Source organism: Kitasatospora sp. NPDC088391, from assembly GCF_044753345.1.
Taxonomy (GTDB): domain Bacteria; phylum Actinomycetota; class Actinomycetes; order Streptomycetales; family Streptomycetaceae; genus Kitasatospora.
This window is the reverse complement of sequence record NZ_JBIVNB010000022.1, coordinates 17,334-34,599: the sequence shown is the minus strand read 5'-3', so window position 1 is coordinate 34,599 and position 17,266 is coordinate 17,334. Positions and strand designations below refer to the sequence as shown.

Here is a 17,266-nt window from a genome sequence, read left to right as displayed (position 1 = left end):
CTCCGGCGCGACCCTCCCCACCCCGGTCTGACACCCGGCCGCCCGCCCGGCCGTCGTGGGGGCCCGGGGGGGCCCCCCCCGGCCCGGCCCCGCCCCGCCCCCCCCCCCCCCCCCCCCCCCCCCCCCCCCCCCCCCCCCCGCGGCGGGCGGGGGCGCCCCCCCCCCCCCCCCCCGGGCCCGGTGCCGTAGCACCGCCGGTCGGTTCCGGCAGCTCATGCTCAAAATTCGCACAAAAGTGCTCGTGGGCCGGGGTTGCAGCCCCTACGCTTCGCCCCATGACTGAAGCAATATCCGCCGACGGAATCCGGAAGCGGTACGGGGATGTCCAGGCCGTGGACGGAGTGTCCCTCTCCGTCTCGACTGGCGAGTTCTACGGTCTGCTCGGGCCCAACGGCGCGGGCAAGACCACCACCTTGGAGATCCTGGAAGGCATCCGGGAGGCCGACGAGGGCCGCATCGAACTGCTCGGCCTGGCTCCCTGGCCGCGCAACGCCAAGCTGCTGCCGCGGATCGGCGTCCAGTTCCAGGCTTCGGCGTTCTTCGCCAAGCTGAGCGCCCGCGAGACCATCCGCACCTTCGCCTCCTTCTACGGCATCGGCCCGAAGGCGGCGGACGCGATGCTGGAACGGGTCGGCCTGACCGAGTCGGCGAACGTGCTGACCGACAAGATGTCCGGCGGCCAGGCCCAGCGCCTGTCCATCGCCTGCGCCCTGGTGCACGACCCGGAGCTGGTGTTCCTCGACGAGCCGACCACCGGCCTCGACCCGCAGGCCCGCCGCAACCTCTGGGACCTGCTGCGCGACATCAACGCCGAGGGCCGCACCGTCGTGCTGACCACCCACTACCTGGACGAGGCGGAGATCCTCTGCGACCGCGTCTCGGTGATGGACCACGGCAAGGTCCTGAAGACCGGCGCGCCCGCCGCGCTGGTCCGCGAGATCGACGACACCGTCCGGATCAGGGTGGAGTCGGGCCTGCTGACCGTCGACCGGGCCCGCGAACTGCTGGCCGGCGCCGAGTACACCAACCTGGAGGACGACGGGGTCACCCTGGCGCTCTCCACCGCCGCGCCCGCCCCGGTCCTGTCCATGCTGGCCGAGCAGAACGCGCTGCGCGGCCTGGAGGTCCGCGGCGCCACCCTGGAGGACGTCTTCCTCCAGCTCACCGGACGGGAGTACCGGGCATGACCGCCACCGACAACGCCCGCACCTCCGCCCCCGCGCCCGGCCCGGGCGCCGAGGGCAAGGAGAAGGCCAACGCCTTCGTCGGCCTCTCCCGGGTGATGCTGCTGGGCTTCCTCCGCGACAAGGGGACCCTGTTCTTCACGCTGGCCCTGCCGGTGATGTTCCTGCTGCTGTTCGGCGTCCTCTACAAGGGCGGCGGCAGCTCGCACATCAAGATCGCCGAGATCGGCCGGGTGCAGGTGCTGGACGAGCTCCAGGGGCAGGCCGACGGCCCGCTGAGCGCGCTGGAGATCAGCAAGGTCACCGACGAGAACGACGCCCTGGCCAAGGTCAAGAAGGGCGACCTGGACGGCCTGGTCAAGCAGGACGCCGACGGCAAGCTGGTGCTCCGCTTCAGCCAGGCCGACCAGGTCAAGTCCGGCACCGTGCAGGGCATCATCGGCGCGCTGGTGGACGGCGCGAACCAGAAGGCCGCGAACGTCGCGCCGAAGTACACCCTGGACGCCAGCAAGGTCGAGGACGACTCGACCAAGCCGATCCAGTACCTCACCCCCGGCCTGCTCGCCTACGCCATCGCGATGGGCGCGGTCTACGGCGCCTCCTTCACCCTGGTGACCTGGCGCAAGAAGCGGGTGCTGCGCCGCCTGCGGCTGGCGCCCATCTCGGCGGGCACCATCGTCGGCGCCCGGGTCCTGGTCAGCGTGCTGGTCGCGCTCGCCCAGACCGCGCTGTTCCTCGGGATCGCCCAGCTCGACTACTTCGGGCTGAAGCTCACCGGCAACTGGTGGCTGGTGGTCCCGCTGGTGGTCTGCGCGACCCTGGCCTTCATGTCGATCGGCCTGCTCACCGGTTCGCTCGCCAAGAGCGAGGAGTCGGCGAACGGCATGAACCAGCTGATCATCCTGCCGATGTCCTTCCTCGGCGGCGCGTTCATCCCGCTGGACTTCGCGCCCAGCTGGCTGCAGGACGTCTCCAAGGCGCTGCCGCTGCGCTACCTGATCGTCCCCGCCAAGTCGGTGCTCAGCCAGGGCGGCGGGCTCGCCGAGGCGCTGCCCGGCATGGGCATCCTGCTGGGCTTCACCGCCGTGCTCTGCGCGATCGCCTGGCGCTTCTTCAACTGGGACGACGCGTAACCGCGGCGCCTCCCCGCGTGGTCGGTCCGGCGGGGGTCGTACACCGAAAGTCCCGGTGTACGACCCCCGCCGGCGTCTGCGACCATGGACGGGTGACTGACACCGGGCGAGAGACCACCACCACCGCACCCGAGGAGACCTTCTACGACCGGGTCGGCGGCGAGGCGACCTTCCGCAGGCTGGTCCACCTCTTCTACCGGGGTGTCGCCCAGGACGAACTGCTCCGCCCGATGTACCCGGAGGACGACCTCGGCCCCGCCGAGGAGCGCTTCGCCCTGTTCCTGATGCAGTACTGGGGCGGCCCGCGCACCTACAGCGAGCGCCGCGGCCACCCGCGCCTGCGGATGCGGCACGCCCCGTTCCGGGTCGACCGGGCCGCCCACGACGCCTGGCTGAAGCACATGCGCGCCGCCCTCGACGAACTCGCCCTGCCCGCCGAGGCCGACCTCGAACTGTGGAACTACATGACGTACGCGGCCGCCTCGATGGTCAACACCGCGGGCTGAGCGGGGTTCTTCAGCGCAGCGGGCTGAGGCCGAGGCCCGCGCCCGGCGCGGCGGCGGTGCGCAGCGCGACCGAGCCGGCCGGGGCGTCCAGCCGGAGCCAGGCACCGGCCCGGTGGGCGCTCACCGGCTGCCCGGGGCGCAGGAACCCGATCGCGTGCGCGGCGTGCGCGGCCCGCAGCGGCAGGCCGTCGACGGCGGCCAGCGGCCGGGACCAGATCTCGTCGGCGAGGGCGTCGACCACCTGCCGGGTGCGGTGGTGGTCCGGCACCTCGGCGGTGCGGGCCTTGAACTCCTCGACGGCGGCGAGCACTTCCCGCACCACCGCGTCGACCGGGGGGCTGCCGAGCGGCTGCCAGCCGGAGCGCGGGGGCAGCAGGCCGGCCCAGGCCGGGCCGGTGACCGGGGCGGGCAGGCCGAGCGCGGCGCCCGGCTCGTCCACCGACTCCAGCAACTGCCCGGCGGAGACGGTCAGATCGGCGGGCCCGGCGAGCGCCGCCAGCCGCACGGTGCGCACCGCGAGGACCGCGGAGCCGCCGAGCGGCAGCCGCCCGAACACGGCCAGCACGCCGCCGCCCGCGGCGCCGCTCCCCGACCCGTTCACTGCCCCGTTCACCGGCCCGCTCCCCGCCCCGGGCACGGCCTGCAGCCGGACCGCCGCCGCCCGGTCGAACCGGAGCAGCCGGCCCAGGAAGGCGGCCAGGTCGGCGGCCTCCCCCTGGTCGGCGAGGTCGAGGCGGGTCTGCGCGGTCACCGGGTTCAGCTCGTTTCGTCCGTGCGGCGGGCGGGTGCGGTGGGCGGTGCGGGTTTCCTGACGCGTCGTCAGGCGGCGCAGCCCGCGGGCTGCTGCTCGTCCCGGTCGGCGGGCTGCTCGTCCATGAAGCGGGAGAGGAACTCGCGCTCCACGGGGCTGATCCGGCGCGGCCGGGCCTCGGCGAGGTTGTAGGGGACGACCACGGTGGAGGCGGTGACGTAGACCTTCTCGGTGCCGTCCGGGGCGATGTCCTTGATCTCGTAGGAGACGGTCAGCGAGGCGCCGCCGATCTTCGTCACCCAGGTCTCGATGGTGACCGGCTCGGGCCGGTGCACCAGCGGGCGCTTGTAGTCGATCTCGTGGCGCGCGACCACCGACCCGCCCGCGAACTCCCCGGCGCCGGCCTCGGCGGCCCGGGTGAACATGAAGTCGATCCGGGCCTCCTCCAGGTAGCGGAGGAAGACCACGTTGTTGACGTGGCCGAAGGCGTCCATGTCGGACCACCGCAGGGGGCAGGCGTAGATGTGGCGTGCCACGGTGTTCCTCCTCGAATCTCAATGCTCCCGCAGGGCGTCCTGCGGGTGGTGGCCCGGCGGGCCGCCCCTGGGGTCAGCCTGCCGGGCCGGGGTTGCGCCCGGGTGTCAGTCGCGGGTCAGCTTCTTGTAGCTCGCGCGGTGCGGGCGGGCCGCGTCGGCGCCGAGGCGCTCGATCTTGTTCTTCTCGTAGGACTCGAAGTTGCCCTCGAACCAGAACCACTTGCTCTCGCCCTCGTAGGCGAGGATGTGGGTGGCCACCCGGTCCAGGAACCAGCGGTCGTGGGAGATGACCACGGCGCAGCCGGGGAACTCGAGCAGGGCGTTCTCCAGCGAGGAGAGCGTCTCGACGTCGAGGTCGTTGGTCGGTTCGTCGAGGAGCAGCAGGTTGCCGCCCTGCTTGAGGGTGAGCGCCAGGTTGAGGCGGTTGCGCTCACCGCCGGAGAGCACGCCGGCCGGCTTCTGCTGGTCCGGGCCCTTGAAGCCGAACGCGGAGACGTAGGCGCGGGACGGCATCTCGACCTGGCCGACGTTGATCCAGTCGAGGCCGTCGGAGACGACCTCCCACAGGGTCTTCTTCGGGTCGATGTTGGACCGGCTCTGGTCGACGTAGCTGATCTTGACGGTCTCGCCGACCTTGACCGTGCCGCTGTCCGGGGTCTCCATGTCCTGGAGCATCTTGAACAGCGTGGTCTTGCCGGCGCCGTTCGGGCCGATCACGCCGACGATGCCGTTGCGCGGCAGGGTGAAGCTCAGGTCGTCGATCAGGAGCTTCTCGCCGAAGGCCTTCTTCAGGTGGTCGACCTCGATGACGATGCTGCCCAGGCGCGGGCCCGGCGGGATCTGGATCTCCTCGAAGTCCAGCTTCCGCATCTTGTCGGCCTCGGCCGCCATCTCCTCGTAGCGGGCGAGGCGGGCCTTGGACTTGGCCTGGCGGCCCTTGGCGTTGGAGCGGACCCACTCCAGCTCTTCCTTGAGGCGCTTGGCGCGCTTCGCGTCCTTCTGGCCCTCGACCTTGAGACGGGTCTGCTTGGTCTCCAGGTAGGTGGAGTAGTTGCCCTCGTACGGGTAGGCGCGGCCGCGGTCGAGCTCCAGGATCCACTGGGCGACGTTGTCCAGGAAGTACCGGTCGTGGGTGACGGCGATGACGGCGCCCGGGTACTTCGAGAGGTGCTGCTCCAGCCAGTTCACCGACTCGGCGTCCAGGTGGTTGGTGGGCTCGTCGAGCAGCAGCAGGTCGGGCTGCTCGAGCAGCAGCTTGCAGAGCGCGACGCGGCGCTTCTCGCCGCCGGAGAGCTTGGTGACCTCCCAGTCCCCGGGCGGGCAGCCCAAGGCCTCCATGGCCTGCTCCAGCTGGGCGTCGAGGTCCCAGGCGTTGGCGTGGTCCAGGTCCTCCTGGAGGGTGCCCATCTCGGCGAGCAGCTCGTCGGAGTAGTCGGTCGCCATCAGCTCGGCGATCTCGTTGAACCGGTCGAGCTTGGCCTTGACCTCCTTGACGCCGTCCTGGACGTTCTCCAGGACGTTCTTGCTCTCGTCGAGCGGGGGCTCCTGCTGGAGCATGCCGACGGTGAAGCCCGGCGCGAGGAAGGCGTCGCCGTTGGAGGGCTGGTCGAGGCCCGCCATCATGCGCAGCACGGTCGACTTGCCGGCGCCGTTGGGGCCGACGACGCCGATCTTCGCCCCGGGGAGGAAGCTGAGCGTCACGTCGTCAAGGATGACCTTGTCGCCGTGTGCCTTGCGCACCTTGCGCATGGTGTAGATGTATTCCGCCACGTGAGATCGCTCCGGCGTCGTCGTGAGTAATCGGCTTGCAGCGTTCCATTGTGCCGTAAGGCCGGGACCGCCCCGAACGCCTTTCGGTCCGCCCGGCGGCCGCGCGGGCCGCCGGGCGCGGGCGGCCCGGCACGCGAACGGCCCCGCCCCCGGGCGAGCGGGAGCGGGGCCGCCCCTCCCCGGCGGCACGCGCCGGGGAGGGCTCAGCGCGTCAGGAGGTGCGGCTGTGCCGGCCGCGGCGGCGCAGGCGGTAGACCGCGGCCGCACCGGCGATCAGCAGCGCGCCGGCCACCGCGGCGGTGGTGCCGGTGCCCATGCCGCCACCGGTGGAGGCCAGTTCGGGGCCGCTCGGGGTGGGCGCGGGGGTGGTCGGCGGCAGGGTGTTGCTGTCGGTCTTGCAGTTCAGCACGCCGCTGAAGGTCTGCGAGAAGCCGCCGGGGCCGGTGACGGTGAACTTGTAGGCGGTGTCCTCGGCGACCGGCAGGGTGATGTCCTGGGTGCTGCCGGGCTTGATCGTGACGTCCTTGCCACCGACGTTGAACGTCCAGTCCTGGTCGCCCTTGTTGGTGGCGGTGATCACGACCGCGCCCTTGGTGCAGTCGACCTTGGCGGTGGCGGCCGGGATCGGGCCCTTGGGCGCCCAGGCGAGCGTGGCGAGGGCGTTGACCTTGACCTTGTCGGTGCCGGCCAGGATCAGGGTCTGGCTGTGCTTGCCGTTGTCGTCGCCGACGAAGGCCCGGCCGAGGTTGATGGTGGCGGTGGCGTCGGCGGTGACGCTCGCGGTGCCGGCGGCCGCACCGGCCGGGACCTTGGCGAACAGCTGGTCGCCGCTCTTGGCGTTCTTCACCGCGGCGCCGTTCTTGTCGACGAGGGTGATACCCGCGTCGGTGCCCTTCTTGTCCAGGGCGACGGTGACGTTGTCGGCGGTGCCGCCGGCGGTGACGGTGATCGGGCCGAGCAGGTCGCCGCTCTTGCCGGCCACCGAGGCGGGGTCGAGGGCCAGCGAGGGCTTGGGCTCCTCGGCGCCGCCCTTGGCGTCGGCCTGGGCGATCAGCCAGTCGATCAGCTTCTTGGTCCGCGCGTTGTCGTCGACCTGGCGGAGCACGATGCTCGGGTCGGAGTAGTGCCAGATGGCGAGCTGGGTGGCCGCCGCGGCGTCGTCCTTGGTGAGGCCCTCGATGCCGGCGGCCTTGCCGAGCGCACCCTCGTCGAGGTGCGGGAAGGAGTTCTCCAGCAGCCACTGGATCTTCGGGCCGGCCTTGGCCTTGACCTTCGCCGACTGACCCAGCGAGGTCGAGGCCCAGTCGGTCTCGTGGTAGGTCGCGTCCTTGAGCGTTTCGTTGAGCACGTCGATGCAGTACACCTGCAGGACGGTCTCGGTGCCGATCACCTTCAGCTTGAACTGGCCGGCGGTGACCGGGATCCAGTCGCCGGGGCGGGCGGTGGACTGCTGCTCGAACTTCTCGCCGTACTCGACCAGACGGTGCGCGTCGATGTAGGACAGCTTCGCCGTGACGCCCGAGGAGGGGTCCGCCGCGGCCGCCGTACCGGCTCCGGCCAGGCCCGCTCCGACGGCGAGCCCCGACGCGAGCACGACCGCTGCTATGCGGGAGACGACCCGCCCCTGTATGTGGAACATGTGCGATCCCTCCGGGCGGCGACCTGCCGGCGACCACCGGCGACCCGCCCTCTGCAAAGCGGCACTCCCTGCGGCACCGCTGCACGTGTGTGGACCAGATGCATCATATTGACGTGATCCGGCCACTCGGCGGCCGTAGCAAATCAGGACGACATTGTGGCTGTTCTGTTATCAAGGAGCGGCCCACCGTGGGAAGTTGATGTGTCGACATAAAGCCACGGGACGGCTCCGCGGCAATCAGGATTGCACTCGTCGACCCCGGAAGTGCTCGGAATCCGTCAGTTCAGGACCTCCTCCGCCACCTCGGAACCCGCCGACCCGGGAGCCCCACCGGCCCCGGCCTCCGGCCCGGCGGCCGACTCCGCCCGGTGCCGGGCCACCGCCGCCACGATCCACTCCGGAACCGCCTCCTCCACCAGGCGCACCGCCCGCGCCCCGCCCGCCCCGGCGCGCTCCCCGGCGCGACCGGCCACCGGCGACCGATCGGTGGGCGAACCGCCTTGCGGCAGAGGGGACTTGGCCTCCACCGCGCGCCGGAAGGTGGTCGTGCCGCGGGACAGGTCGTGGCCGACCGAGCGGGCCTCCACCTCCACCTCGACCCGGCGGGCGCCCTCCTCGCCCCACTCGCGCACCCGCAGCCGCCCGTTCACCACCACCGGGTCGCCCTTGTTGATCGAGCCGACCAGGTTCACCGCGAGCCGGCGCCAGGCCACCACCGTCACCCAGGTGGTCTCGCCGTCCGACCAGTCGCCGCGCTCCCGGTCGTAACGGCGCTCCTTCGCCGCGAGCCGGAAGTTCGCCACCGACACCCCGCCCGCGGTCTCCCGGTACATCACGTCCGACGCCGCATTTCCGACCATCGTCACCAGGGCCTCGTCCATTTCCGTTCCTCCGCTCCCGAACCCGCCCCGCACGCCCTCCGAGCACTCCCGGAGGGCCTGGCGGGCGGTTCTCGATTCGCCGACGGAATTTCCGCCGCGGATTGATCCTGCCCGCCCCGGAATGTCCGGACCAGCACCTTCCGGATTCCTGTGGAAAACCCAGCCCTGTGGAAAACCCGGATAACTCGACCGAGTGAATTACGGTGGATTTCGGGTCGTGACCCGACCATTTGACCGGCGTGTCCACGACAAAAACTCCCAGGCCGGAGCCCCGCCGCCACCCGGGCGGACCTCCCCGGCGATCGTTCGGACACCCACTCCGGACGCCCGCCCGACCGCCGCCGACTTGCCCGGCGGACGCGCCCCGCGGATGCCTCGGCGGCACCGCCGAAACCCCGAACGGGTGGTGGACGGTTCGCCCCGTCCATGTCATCCGACCGATGGAACCCCGTAAATCGCCCCCACCCGCGGGGCGGCCCGGGCGATTGCCCGTACCGAATCCATAACGGGTCGGCCGACAGCCCCGTAACGACTGCACAACGTCCGGCTCCGATACCCCGCAGACCGCTGCGGACCGCGACGCTACCTGCGATTATCGGACCGCCCCACGGGGCTCGACACACCGCGGCCCGGGCTCCGAAGTCCGGGGGGCGGAACTGAACACCCGTATCCTGTCCCGGAACATCCCGTCCCGGCCCAGGCCCGGCAAGCGGGCCGACGGACACCACCCACCCCGGCCCCCATAGCTCAGCGGATAGAGCACCCGCCTTCTAAGCGGTAGGTCGCAGGTTCGAATCCTGCTGGGGGCGCACACCGGCGCCGACCGGGCGCGGTCGCACCGTGCCGCCGCTCCCCGGCGCGCCCCCGGGCCCGCGGACCGGCCGCCTTCCGAAAACCGCCGCACACCGCCGCCCGACCCCGTTCCCCGGCAGCGGACCACCCACGGCGGACGACCCACGGCGAACAACCGGCAGCGAACGGCCGACAGCCGGCAGCCGCTACCCCTCGTCGCCGGTCGCCAGGTCCGCCAGGAAGGCGTCCAGCAGCGCGCGCTGCCGCTCGGGCGGGAACTCCTCGGGGGCCAGCAGCACCTGGACGGTCAGCCCGAGGGTGAAGGACTGGGCCCGGGCGGCCAGGTCGGCGGGCGCCCCGCCGGCCGGCAGTTCGCCGAGTTCCTGGGCCTCGGCGCAGAGTTCGGTCATCCGCCGCCGCGAGCGGCGGTAGCGCTCGGCGTGCTCGGCCGCGAGTGCGGGGTCGGCGAGCGCCGGGCCCCAGGAGCCGACCCAGATCCGGTTCCCGGCGACGGCCCGGGCGTCCAGCGGGAGGTTGTCGAGCAGCGCGGCCCGCAGCACGGCGAGGCCGCGGGAGGTGGCGGCGGCTTCGGTGGCGGGCCGGTGCCGGTCGGCGGTCTGCCGGTCGAGGACCTCCAGCGCGTGCACCACCAGGGCGCGCTTGTTGGGGAAGTAGTGGGTGAGCAGTCCGGTGCTGGCGCCGAACTCGGCGGCGACCGCGCGCAGGGTCAGGCCGCCGAAGCCGCGGGCCGCGAGGACCCGCCAGACCGCCTCCGAGACCTCGCGCCGACGGGCCTCGTGATCGCCGCGTGCGGGTGGTGTCATGCGCGCTAGAGTACCTACCAAACGTTTGTTATGTATGTCGGAGGGGATGACCATGTACGCCGTCGCGCTCGCCGAGGACGCCGAGCTCCGCCCGCTGGAGCCCTGGCAGGCCCAGGAGTTCCTGGAGCACATGGACCGGGGCCGGGCCGGCATCGACCCGTTCATCCCGTGGGCGACCCGCACCACGGACCTCGAATCGGCCCGCGCCACCCTGCAGTTGTTCGCCGACAAGCAGTGCGGCGACAGCGGCCGGCTGTACGGGATCTGGCTGGACGGCACGCTGGTCGGCGGTGTGATGTTCGTGAAGTTCGACGCCAAGGGCGGGGTGTGCGAGATCGGCGTCTGGTCGGAGCCGGCCGGCCAGGGCCGCGGCCTGGTCACCGCCGCGGTGCGCCGCCTGCTGGACTACGCGCTGGTCGAGCGCGGCCTGTACCGCGCCGAGTGGTGGAACTCCACGGTGAACGCGCGCAGTCGGGCCACCGCCCAGCGGGTCGGCATGCGGCACGACGGCACCCTGCGCGGCTACACCGAGCACCTGGGCGAGCGGCTGGACCTGGAGATCTGGTCGATGCTCGCCCCGGAGTGGAAGGCCGCCCGCGCCACCGCCTGACCCCGCCCCCGCGCCGCGCCGCGCCGTCTCGTCCTGCCCCCGTCGCCGTCGCCGTCCCCGTCCCCGTTTGATCCTGCTCACATGGTGCCCGCCGCCCGCGCTGTGGAAGGCTGACGTCCCGTCCGCCGTCCGCCCGGAGGCCCCGCATGTCTGCTGCTCCCGCCCTCGACCGCCCCGGCCCGGGGGACGTCGAACTGCCCGTCGGCACGGCGGGCCTGCGCTGCTGGGTGGCCGGGGACGGGGTGGCGACGCTGCTGCTGGACCGGCCGGAGCGGCGCAACGCGGTGACGGGCGCGATGTGGCGGGCCCTGCCGGGCCTGCTGGCGGAGCTGGCGGCCCGCCCGGGGGTCCGGGTGCTGCTGCTGACGGGCGCGGCGGGGACGTTCTCGGCGGGCGCGGACATCGCGGAGCTGGCCGGGGTGTACGGCGATCCGGCGTCGGCGGACGCGTACCACGCGCAGAACGTGGCGGCGGAGGAGGCGTTGGCGGCCTTCCCGCGTCCGACGGTGGCGGTGGTGCGGGGCGCCTGCGTGGGCGGCGGCTGCCAGTTGGCGGTGGCCTGCGACCTGCGGCTGGCCGCCGAGGACGCCCGGTTCGGCATCACCCCGGCGAAGCTCGGGGTGGTCTACCCGGCGGTGCCGACGGTGCGGCTGGCGGCGCTGGTCGGTCCGGCCCGGGCCAAGTACCTGCTGTTCTCGGGCGAGCTGCTGCCGGCCGACCGGGCGGAGCGGTACGGCCTGGTGGAGGAGGTCCTGCCGGCCGCCGAACTGGCGCACCGGGCCCGGGAGTTCGCCCGGCTGCTGGCCCGCCGCTCGCCGCAGACCCTGGGCGCGGCCAAGGCCGCCCTGGCCGGTCCGGCGGAGACGGCGGCGGCGGCCCTGGCCCCGTGGGAGCGGGCCTCGCGCACCGCCCCGGACGTCCGCGAGGGCCTGGCCGCGTTCCTGGAGCGCCGCGAGCCGGAGTTCTGACGGAGCCCGACGGCGGCGGCTGCACTGGTGGGTACCGCCGCCGCCGGGCCGTTCGGGTGCCGCTGACGCGGTGTCAGCGGATCGGGGCCCCGGAGATCGCCCGGGCGATCACCAGCCGCTGGATCTCGCTGGTGCCCTCGAACACGGTGTAGATGGCGCTGTCGCGGTGCATCCGCTCGACGGGGTACTCGCGGGTGAAGCCGTTGCCGCCGAGGATCTGCATGGCCTGTGCGGTGACGAACCTGGCGGTCTCGCCGGCGTACAGCTTGGACATCGAGCCCTCGGCGCTGGTGAACGGCTTGTTGTTGACGGCCATCCAGGAGGCCCGCCAGACCAGCAGCCGGGCGGCGTCGATCCGGGTCTTCATGTCGGCGAGCTGGAACGCGACGCCCTGGTTCTCGATGATCGGCTTCCCGAACTGGACGCGGGTCTTCGCGTAGTCGAGGGCGACCTCGTACGCGGCCCGGGCGATGCCGATGGCCTGCGCGCCGACGGCGGGGCGGGAGGCTTCGAAGGTGGCCATCGCGGCATTCTTGCCGCCGCCCTTGGTGCCCTCGCGGGCCCGGGCGAGGCGGGCGTCGAGCTTCTCCTTGCCGCCGAGCAGGCAGTGGCCGGGGACCCGGACGCCGTCGAGGACGACCTCGGCGGTGTGCGAGGCGCGGATGCCGTGCTTCTTGAACTTCTGGCCCTGGCTGAGGCCCTCGGTGCCGGGCGGGACGACGAACGACGCCTGGCCGCGGGAGCCGAGTTCGGGGTCGACGGTGGCGACCACGACGTGGACGTGCGCGATGCCGCCGTTGGTGGCCCAGGTCTTGGTGCCGTTGATCACCCACTCGTCCTTGGCCTCGTCGTAGACGGCGCGGGTGCGCAGCGCCGAGACGTCGGAGCCGGCGTCGGGCTCGGAGGAGCAGAACGCGGCGACCTTGACGTCGTCGGGGGTGCCGAACATCTGCGGGGCCCAGGTGCCGATCTGCTCGTCGGTGCCGTTGGCGAGGACGGCGACGGCGGCCAGCGTGGTGCCGGTGATGGCGAGCGCGATGCCGGCGTCGCCCCAGAACAGTTCCTCCATGGCGATCGGGATGCCGACGCCGGAGGGGTCGAAGAACTGCTGGGCGTAGAAGTCGAGCGAGTAGATGCCGAGCTTCGCGGCCTCCTGGATGATCGGCCAGGGGGTCTCCTCGCGCTCGTCCCACTCCGCGGCGGCGGGGCGGATCACGTCGGCGGCGAAGCCGTGCAGCCAGTCGCGGACGGCGATCTGGTCCGGCCCGGGGTCGAGCGAGAAGGTGGTCATGTCGGCCTCCAGGAGACGGGGGGTGCGAGGTGGAGGGTCCGCGCCACTGCGCTGTTACCTCCGGTAACATGGGCGCGAGTCTGCTACCGATAGGTAACCGCTGTCAACGTCCGCCGAGCCGCCGGCCCCGCCCGCACCAGGAGCAGCGCATGACCACCGACCCCCGCCCCGAACCCCGCCGCGAACAACTGCTCAACGCCGCCGACCGGGTCGTCCAGCGCGAGGGCCCGGGCGCCAGCATGAACGCGATCGCCGCCGAGGCGGGCATCACCAAGCCCATCCTGTACCGGCACTTCGGGGACCGGAACGGCCTGATCGGCGCCCTGACGGAGCGTCACACCCGCGGCCTGCTGGCCGCCGTCCGGGCCGCGCTCAACGAGCCGCTGGAGCGCCGCGACCGGGTCGAGCACGTGCTGGACGTCTACCTGGCCGCGATCGAGTCCCGCCCGCAGGTGTACCGGCTGCTCACCCACCCCGAGCCCGGCGACCCGACCGGCGCGGGCAACGCGCTGGCGCCCGCGCTGCGGCAGATCGCCGAGGAGATCACCCGCGCCATCCAGCAGCAGATCGACCTCGGCCAGGACGGCCCGCTGCTCTCCGAGACCTGGGGGCGCTCGATCACCGGCATGGTGCTGGCGGCCGGCGACTGGTGGCTGGAGACCCGCCCCTGCCCGCGCGCCCGGATGGTGCAGGCCCTCGCCGACCTGCTCTGGGGGCGCCTGTCCGCGGCCGCCGACCTCCCGCCGATGCTCACCGCCCCGGAGTCCTGAACTCCCCACCGTCCCGGCGAACATGAGTCCGTCTCACCTCTTGTGCGGCGGGTGCGCCTCCGGGAGGATCGGCGCACCCCGCCCCCACCCGCCGCCGTGAGGTGCCCCGTGCTCGTGCGCGCCCGCCGCTCCGCCGCCGCCCTGCTGCTCGCCGTCGCCGCCGCCCTCGGCACCGTCGCCGCCTCGCCACCCGCCGAACACGGCCGCCCCGACGGCCGGTTCGACGCCCGCTTCGACGCCCGCGCGGTCTCCGCCCGCACCCTCGCCGACGGCCGCACCGTCCTCACCGACCACCGCGGCCGGGCCCTCGACCTGCGCGGCTTCAACCTCGACAAGTACGACGAGACCACCGAGGCCGACCTGCGCGACCTGGCCGGCCACGGCTTCGGCCTGGTCCGGATCGCGGTCTCCTGGGCCCGGCTGGAGCCCACTCGCGGCCACTACGACCGCGCCCAGTTCGCCCGGCTGCGTCAACTCCTCGACTGGGCCGGGAAGTACCGGCTGTACGCGGTCGTCGACTTCCACCAGGACGTCTACGGCCAGTACTTCACCGGCGGCACCGGCGGTGCCCCCGCCTGGGCCACCCGGGACGACGGCCTGCCCTTCACCCCCGACCCGGCCGACTGGTTCGCCGGCTACTTCCAGCCCTCCGTGCAGGCCGCCTTCCGCCACCTGTACGACGACCCCGACCTGCGCCGCGCCCAGTCCGCGCTGTACACCGCCGTCGCCCGCGAACTGCGCGGCGCGCCCGCCCTGCTGGGCTACGACCTGTTCAACGAGCCCTTCGGCCCCGTCACCGGCGACCCCGCCGACCCAGCGGTCCTCGCCGCCGCCTCCGCCGCACTCGAGCGGGGCCGACTCGCCGCCATGTACCGCCGCCTGATCGACGCCGTCCGGCAGGCCGACCGCGACGCCTGGCTGTTCGTGGAACCCACCGTCCTGGTCGGCCAGGGCGTCCCGACCGCGCTCCCCGGCTTCACCGACCCCCGGCCCGGACCGGACCGCCTCGGCTACGCCCCGCACTTCTACGACACCGCCGTCGAGGCCGGCCGGGACTGGGACCCCGCGGGCGGCTTCGTCGAGGCGTACACCGCCGCCGTCACCGCCTACCCCCGCGCCCACCGCCTGCCCGTCCTGGTCGGCGAATGGGGCCCGCCCTCCGCCGCCACCCCGGGCAACGCCGAACTGATCGGCCGCCAGGTCGCCGCCATGCGGACCTTCGCCACCGCCTGGACCATGTGGTACTGGTGCCGCGGCACCGGCGGCTACTGCGCCCTCACCCCGGACGGCCGCCCGGCCCCCGGCTACGGGCCCGTCTTCGGCACGAACTGACGTCCCGTCGCGTTCCGCGCGGTTCCCGCCCCCGGAAGGGGTGCGGGAACCGCGCGGGCAACCCGGCGCCGGGGCACCTCGGCGCCCCCGCCCACGGGCTACTCGAGGCCGCGCCGGGCGAGCAGCGGCCCGATCTCCGGCCCGCGCCCCAGCACCGCCCGCACGCACTCCAGCGCGTCCCGGCTCCCGCCGCGCGACAGCAGCTCCGCCCGGAACAGCTCGCCGCTCTCGCGCACCGGCCGCCCGTTCGAGCCGAACCAGCGCACCGTCTCGGCGTCCAGCACCTCGGACCAGATGTACGCGTAGTACCCGGCGCTGTACCCGTTCGAGAAGACGTGGTTGAAGTACCCGGTGCGGTAGCGCGGCGGCACCGCCGCGACCGCGACGCCCGCCTCCGCGAGCACCCGCGCCTCGAACGCCTCGGCGTCCTCGACCACCTCCGCCCCGGCGGGCAGCGTGTGCCAGGCCCAGTCGAGCAGCGCCGCGGCCAGGTACTCGACGGTGCGGAAGCCCTGCCCGTAGTTCTCGGCGGCGAGCATCCGCTCCACCACCCCGGCGTCCAGCGGCTCGCCGGTGACGTGGTGGCGGGCGTAGTTGGCCAGCACCTCGGGCCGGACCATCCACATCTCGTTGACCTGGGACGGGAACTCGACGAAGTCCCGGGGCACCTCGGTGCCCGCGAACGACGGGTAGTGCACGTCCGAGAGCAGCCCGTGCAGGGCGTGCCCGAACTCGTGGAACAGCGTCCGCACCTCGTCCCAGCTGAGCAGCGCGGGCTCGCCGGCCGCCGGGTGCGCGATGTTGAGGTTGTTGACGACCACCGGCCGCGTCCCCGACAGCCGGGACTGCGGGACGAGTTCGTTCATCCAGGCGCCGCCGCGCTTGGACTCGCGGGCGAAGAAGTCGCCGATGAACAGGCCCAGCGCGGAGCCGTCCGCGTCGAACACCTCGAACACCCGGGCGTCCGGGTGGTACGCCGTCAGTTCGGGGCGCTCGGTGAAGCTCAGCCCGTACGCGAGGTTCGCCGCGAAGAACACGCCGTCCCGCAGCACCCGCTCCAGCTCGAAGTACGGGCGCAGCGCCGCGGTGTCCACGTCGTAGCGCTCGGCGCGCACCTTCTCGGCGTAGAACGCCCAGTCGTGGGCGGCGAGTTCGGCCACCCCGTCGGCGGCCGCGGCGGCGGCCAGGTCGGCGGCCTCCCGCTCGGCGTTGGCGACGGCGGGGGCGACCAGGCGGCCCAGCATCGCGCCGACCGCCTCGACGGTGCCGGCGGTCTCGTCGGCGACCACGTACGAGGCGTGCGTGGGGTGGCCGAGCAGGACGGCGCGTTCGGCACGCAGCGCGGCCATCCGGGCGGCGAGCGGGCCGTTGGTGTCCAGGCCGCGGCGGAGCGAGGCGGTGAGCAGGCGCTCGCGCAGGGCGCGGTCGGTGAGGTGGGCCAGCTCGGTCTGGTTGGAGAAGTTCTTCAGGCTGAGCACCCACTGGCCGCCCCGGCCCAGCGCGCGGGCGTTCTCGGCGGCGTTGGCGACCGCGGCGGCGGGCAGGCCGTCGAGCGCGGTGGCGCTGTCCACGGCGACCGCGCCGGCCAGCGAGGCGTCGTGGGTGTTCTTGCGGAACGCGGCGCCGTCGGCGGCCAGTCGGGTGTTGATCTCGCGCAGCCGCCGCTGGCCGTCGGCGTCGAGCCGGGCGCCGGCCCGGACGAACGCGGTGTGCCGGCGCTCCAGCAGGCGCAGCGACTCGGCGTCCAGGCCGAGTTCGTGCCGCCGCGCGTGCAGGGCGTCGAGGCGGGCGAACAGGGCCGGGTCGAGGTGGACGGCGTCGCTGTGCGCGGCCAGCAGGGGGCTGATCTCCGCGTCCAGTGCCTGCACGCCGGGGGTGGTGTCGGAGGCGTCCTGGTTGAAGAAGGCCACGGACACCCGGCGCAGCACCGCCCCCGAACGCTCCAGCGCCACCACGGTGTTGTCGAAGGTCGGCGGCTCGGGGTCGGCGGCGATCGCCGCGACCTCCGCGAGCTGCTCGGCCATGCCCTGCTCGAACGCGGGGCGGTAGTGCTCTTCCCGGATCTCGGCGAAGGGCGGGAGCTCGTACACCAGGGTGCTGGGCGAGAAGAAGGGATTGTCGCTCATGACCGGGAGATTACGGGCCGCCGGGCCGTGGCGGAACACCGTCAGGCCGATCCGCCGGTCGGCTGCTTCCGCCGCCCCGCCCGGCGCCGCCCGGGCCCGTTGTCGGAGCCACCGGCTAACGTCGACGGGTCCGCGCCCCGTGCAGGTGCCGGA

15 protein-coding genes and 1 tRNA gene are annotated in these 17,266 nt (G+C 73.3%); 8 read left to right on the top strand and 8 right to left on the bottom strand.

Features of this window, described 5'->3' with window-relative positions; translation table 11 throughout:
* Positions 1-275: 275 nt before the first annotated feature.
* The 3 genes from ACIQBJ_RS35100 to ACIQBJ_RS35090 all read left to right on the top strand — a co-directional run bounded on the left by ACIQBJ_RS35100 (position 276) and on the right by ACIQBJ_RS35090 (position 2,823).
* The gene (locus tag ACIQBJ_RS35100) at positions 276-1,187 is read left to right on the top strand and encodes an ABC transporter ATP-binding protein (RefSeq protein ID WP_400718833.1); all 912 of its coding nucleotides are present in this window, start codon (positions 276-278) and stop codon (positions 1,185-1,187) included.
* Positions 1,184-2,317, top strand: coding sequence for an ABC transporter permease (locus ACIQBJ_RS35095; protein WP_400718832.1), 1,134 nt, complete (start codon positions 1,184-1,186; stop codon positions 2,315-2,317). Before ACIQBJ_RS35100 ends, ACIQBJ_RS35095 begins: the two co-directional genes overlap by 4 nt.
* Before the next feature lie 92 nt (positions 2,318-2,409).
* Positions 2,410-2,823 (top strand): globin, encoded by a 414-nt coding sequence (locus ACIQBJ_RS35090; protein WP_400718831.1) that lies wholly within the window; start codon positions 2,410-2,412, stop codon positions 2,821-2,823.
* Positions 2,824-2,833: 10 nt separating this feature from the next.
* Here the strand turns inward: ACIQBJ_RS35090 and ACIQBJ_RS35085 are convergent, their stop codons facing one another.
* From ACIQBJ_RS35085 to ACIQBJ_RS35065, 5 genes are all read right to left on the bottom strand, one after another.
* Positions 2,834-3,574: a hypothetical protein gene (locus ACIQBJ_RS35085; RefSeq protein ID WP_400718829.1), complete on the bottom strand. Its 741-nt coding sequence runs from the start codon at positions 3,572-3,574 to the stop codon at positions 2,834-2,836.
* A gap of 68 nt (positions 3,575-3,642) precedes the next feature.
* Entirely contained in the window at positions 3,643-4,110 is a 468-nt protein-coding gene (locus tag ACIQBJ_RS35080) for an acyl-CoA thioesterase (protein ID WP_400718828.1), read from the bottom strand.
* A gap of 105 nt (positions 4,111-4,215) precedes the next feature.
* Positions 4,216-5,880 (bottom strand): energy-dependent translational throttle protein EttA, encoded by a 1,665-nt coding sequence (gene ettA / locus ACIQBJ_RS35075; RefSeq protein WP_400718826.1) that lies wholly within the window; start codon positions 5,878-5,880, stop codon positions 4,216-4,218.
* A gap of 211 nt (positions 5,881-6,091) precedes the next feature.
* Positions 6,092-7,519, bottom strand: a complete 1,428-nt coding sequence (locus tag ACIQBJ_RS35070) for a Cys-Gln thioester bond-forming surface protein (RefSeq protein ID WP_400718824.1) — start codon at positions 7,517-7,519, stop codon at positions 6,092-6,094.
* 278 nt (positions 7,520-7,797) lie between these two features.
* Entirely contained in the window at positions 7,798-8,400 is a 603-nt protein-coding gene (locus tag ACIQBJ_RS35065; protein WP_400718823.1) for a single-stranded DNA-binding protein, read from the bottom strand.
* 736 nt (positions 8,401-9,136) lie between these two features.
* Here ACIQBJ_RS35065 and ACIQBJ_RS35060 point away from each other — a divergent pair.
* Positions 9,137-9,209, top strand: a tRNA-Arg gene (locus ACIQBJ_RS35060).
* Between the two features lie 189 nt (positions 9,210-9,398).
* Here the strand turns inward: ACIQBJ_RS35060 and ACIQBJ_RS35055 are convergent.
* The gene (locus tag ACIQBJ_RS35055; RefSeq protein ID WP_400718821.1) at positions 9,399-10,016 is read right to left on the bottom strand and encodes a TetR/AcrR family transcriptional regulator; all 618 of its coding nucleotides are present in this window, start codon (positions 10,014-10,016) and stop codon (positions 9,399-9,401) included.
* A 52-nt stretch (positions 10,017-10,068) separates the two neighbouring features.
* On the opposite strand from ACIQBJ_RS35055, the gene ACIQBJ_RS35050 reads away from it, so the two are divergent.
* Positions 10,069-10,626, top strand: a complete 558-nt coding sequence (locus ACIQBJ_RS35050; protein ID WP_400718837.1) for a GNAT family N-acetyltransferase — start codon at positions 10,069-10,071, stop codon at positions 10,624-10,626.
* 146 nt (positions 10,627-10,772) lie between these two features.
* Positions 10,773-11,594 (top strand): enoyl-CoA hydratase/isomerase family protein, encoded by an 822-nt coding sequence (locus ACIQBJ_RS35045; protein ID WP_400718820.1) that lies wholly within the window; start codon positions 10,773-10,775, stop codon positions 11,592-11,594.
* A gap of 73 nt (positions 11,595-11,667) precedes the next feature.
* Here ACIQBJ_RS35045 and ACIQBJ_RS35040 read toward each other — a convergent pair whose 3' ends face one another.
* Complete coding sequence (locus ACIQBJ_RS35040) at positions 11,668-12,885, bottom strand: acyl-CoA dehydrogenase family protein (RefSeq protein ID WP_400718818.1); 1,218 nt, start codon at positions 12,883-12,885, stop codon at positions 11,668-11,670.
* 149 nt (positions 12,886-13,034) lie between these two features.
* Between ACIQBJ_RS35040 and ACIQBJ_RS35035 the strand changes: the two genes are divergently transcribed.
* Positions 13,035-13,655 (top strand): TetR family transcriptional regulator, encoded by a 621-nt coding sequence (locus tag ACIQBJ_RS35035; RefSeq protein ID WP_400718817.1) that lies wholly within the window; start codon positions 13,035-13,037, stop codon positions 13,653-13,655.
* Positions 13,656-13,763: 108 nt separating this feature from the next.
* Positions 13,764-14,987, top strand: a complete 1,224-nt coding sequence (locus ACIQBJ_RS35030) for a glycoside hydrolase family 5 protein (protein WP_400718815.1) — start codon at positions 13,764-13,766, stop codon at positions 14,985-14,987.
* Positions 14,988-15,085: 98 nt separating this feature from the next.
* Here the strand turns inward: ACIQBJ_RS35030 and ACIQBJ_RS35025 are convergent, their stop codons facing one another.
* Positions 15,086-17,113 carry a M3 family metallopeptidase gene (locus ACIQBJ_RS35025; protein ID WP_400718814.1) on the bottom strand — a complete coding sequence of 676 codons (2,028 nt, stop codon included), beginning with the start codon at positions 17,111-17,113 and terminating at the stop codon, positions 15,086-15,088.
* Positions 17,114-17,266: the final 153 nt, after the last annotated feature.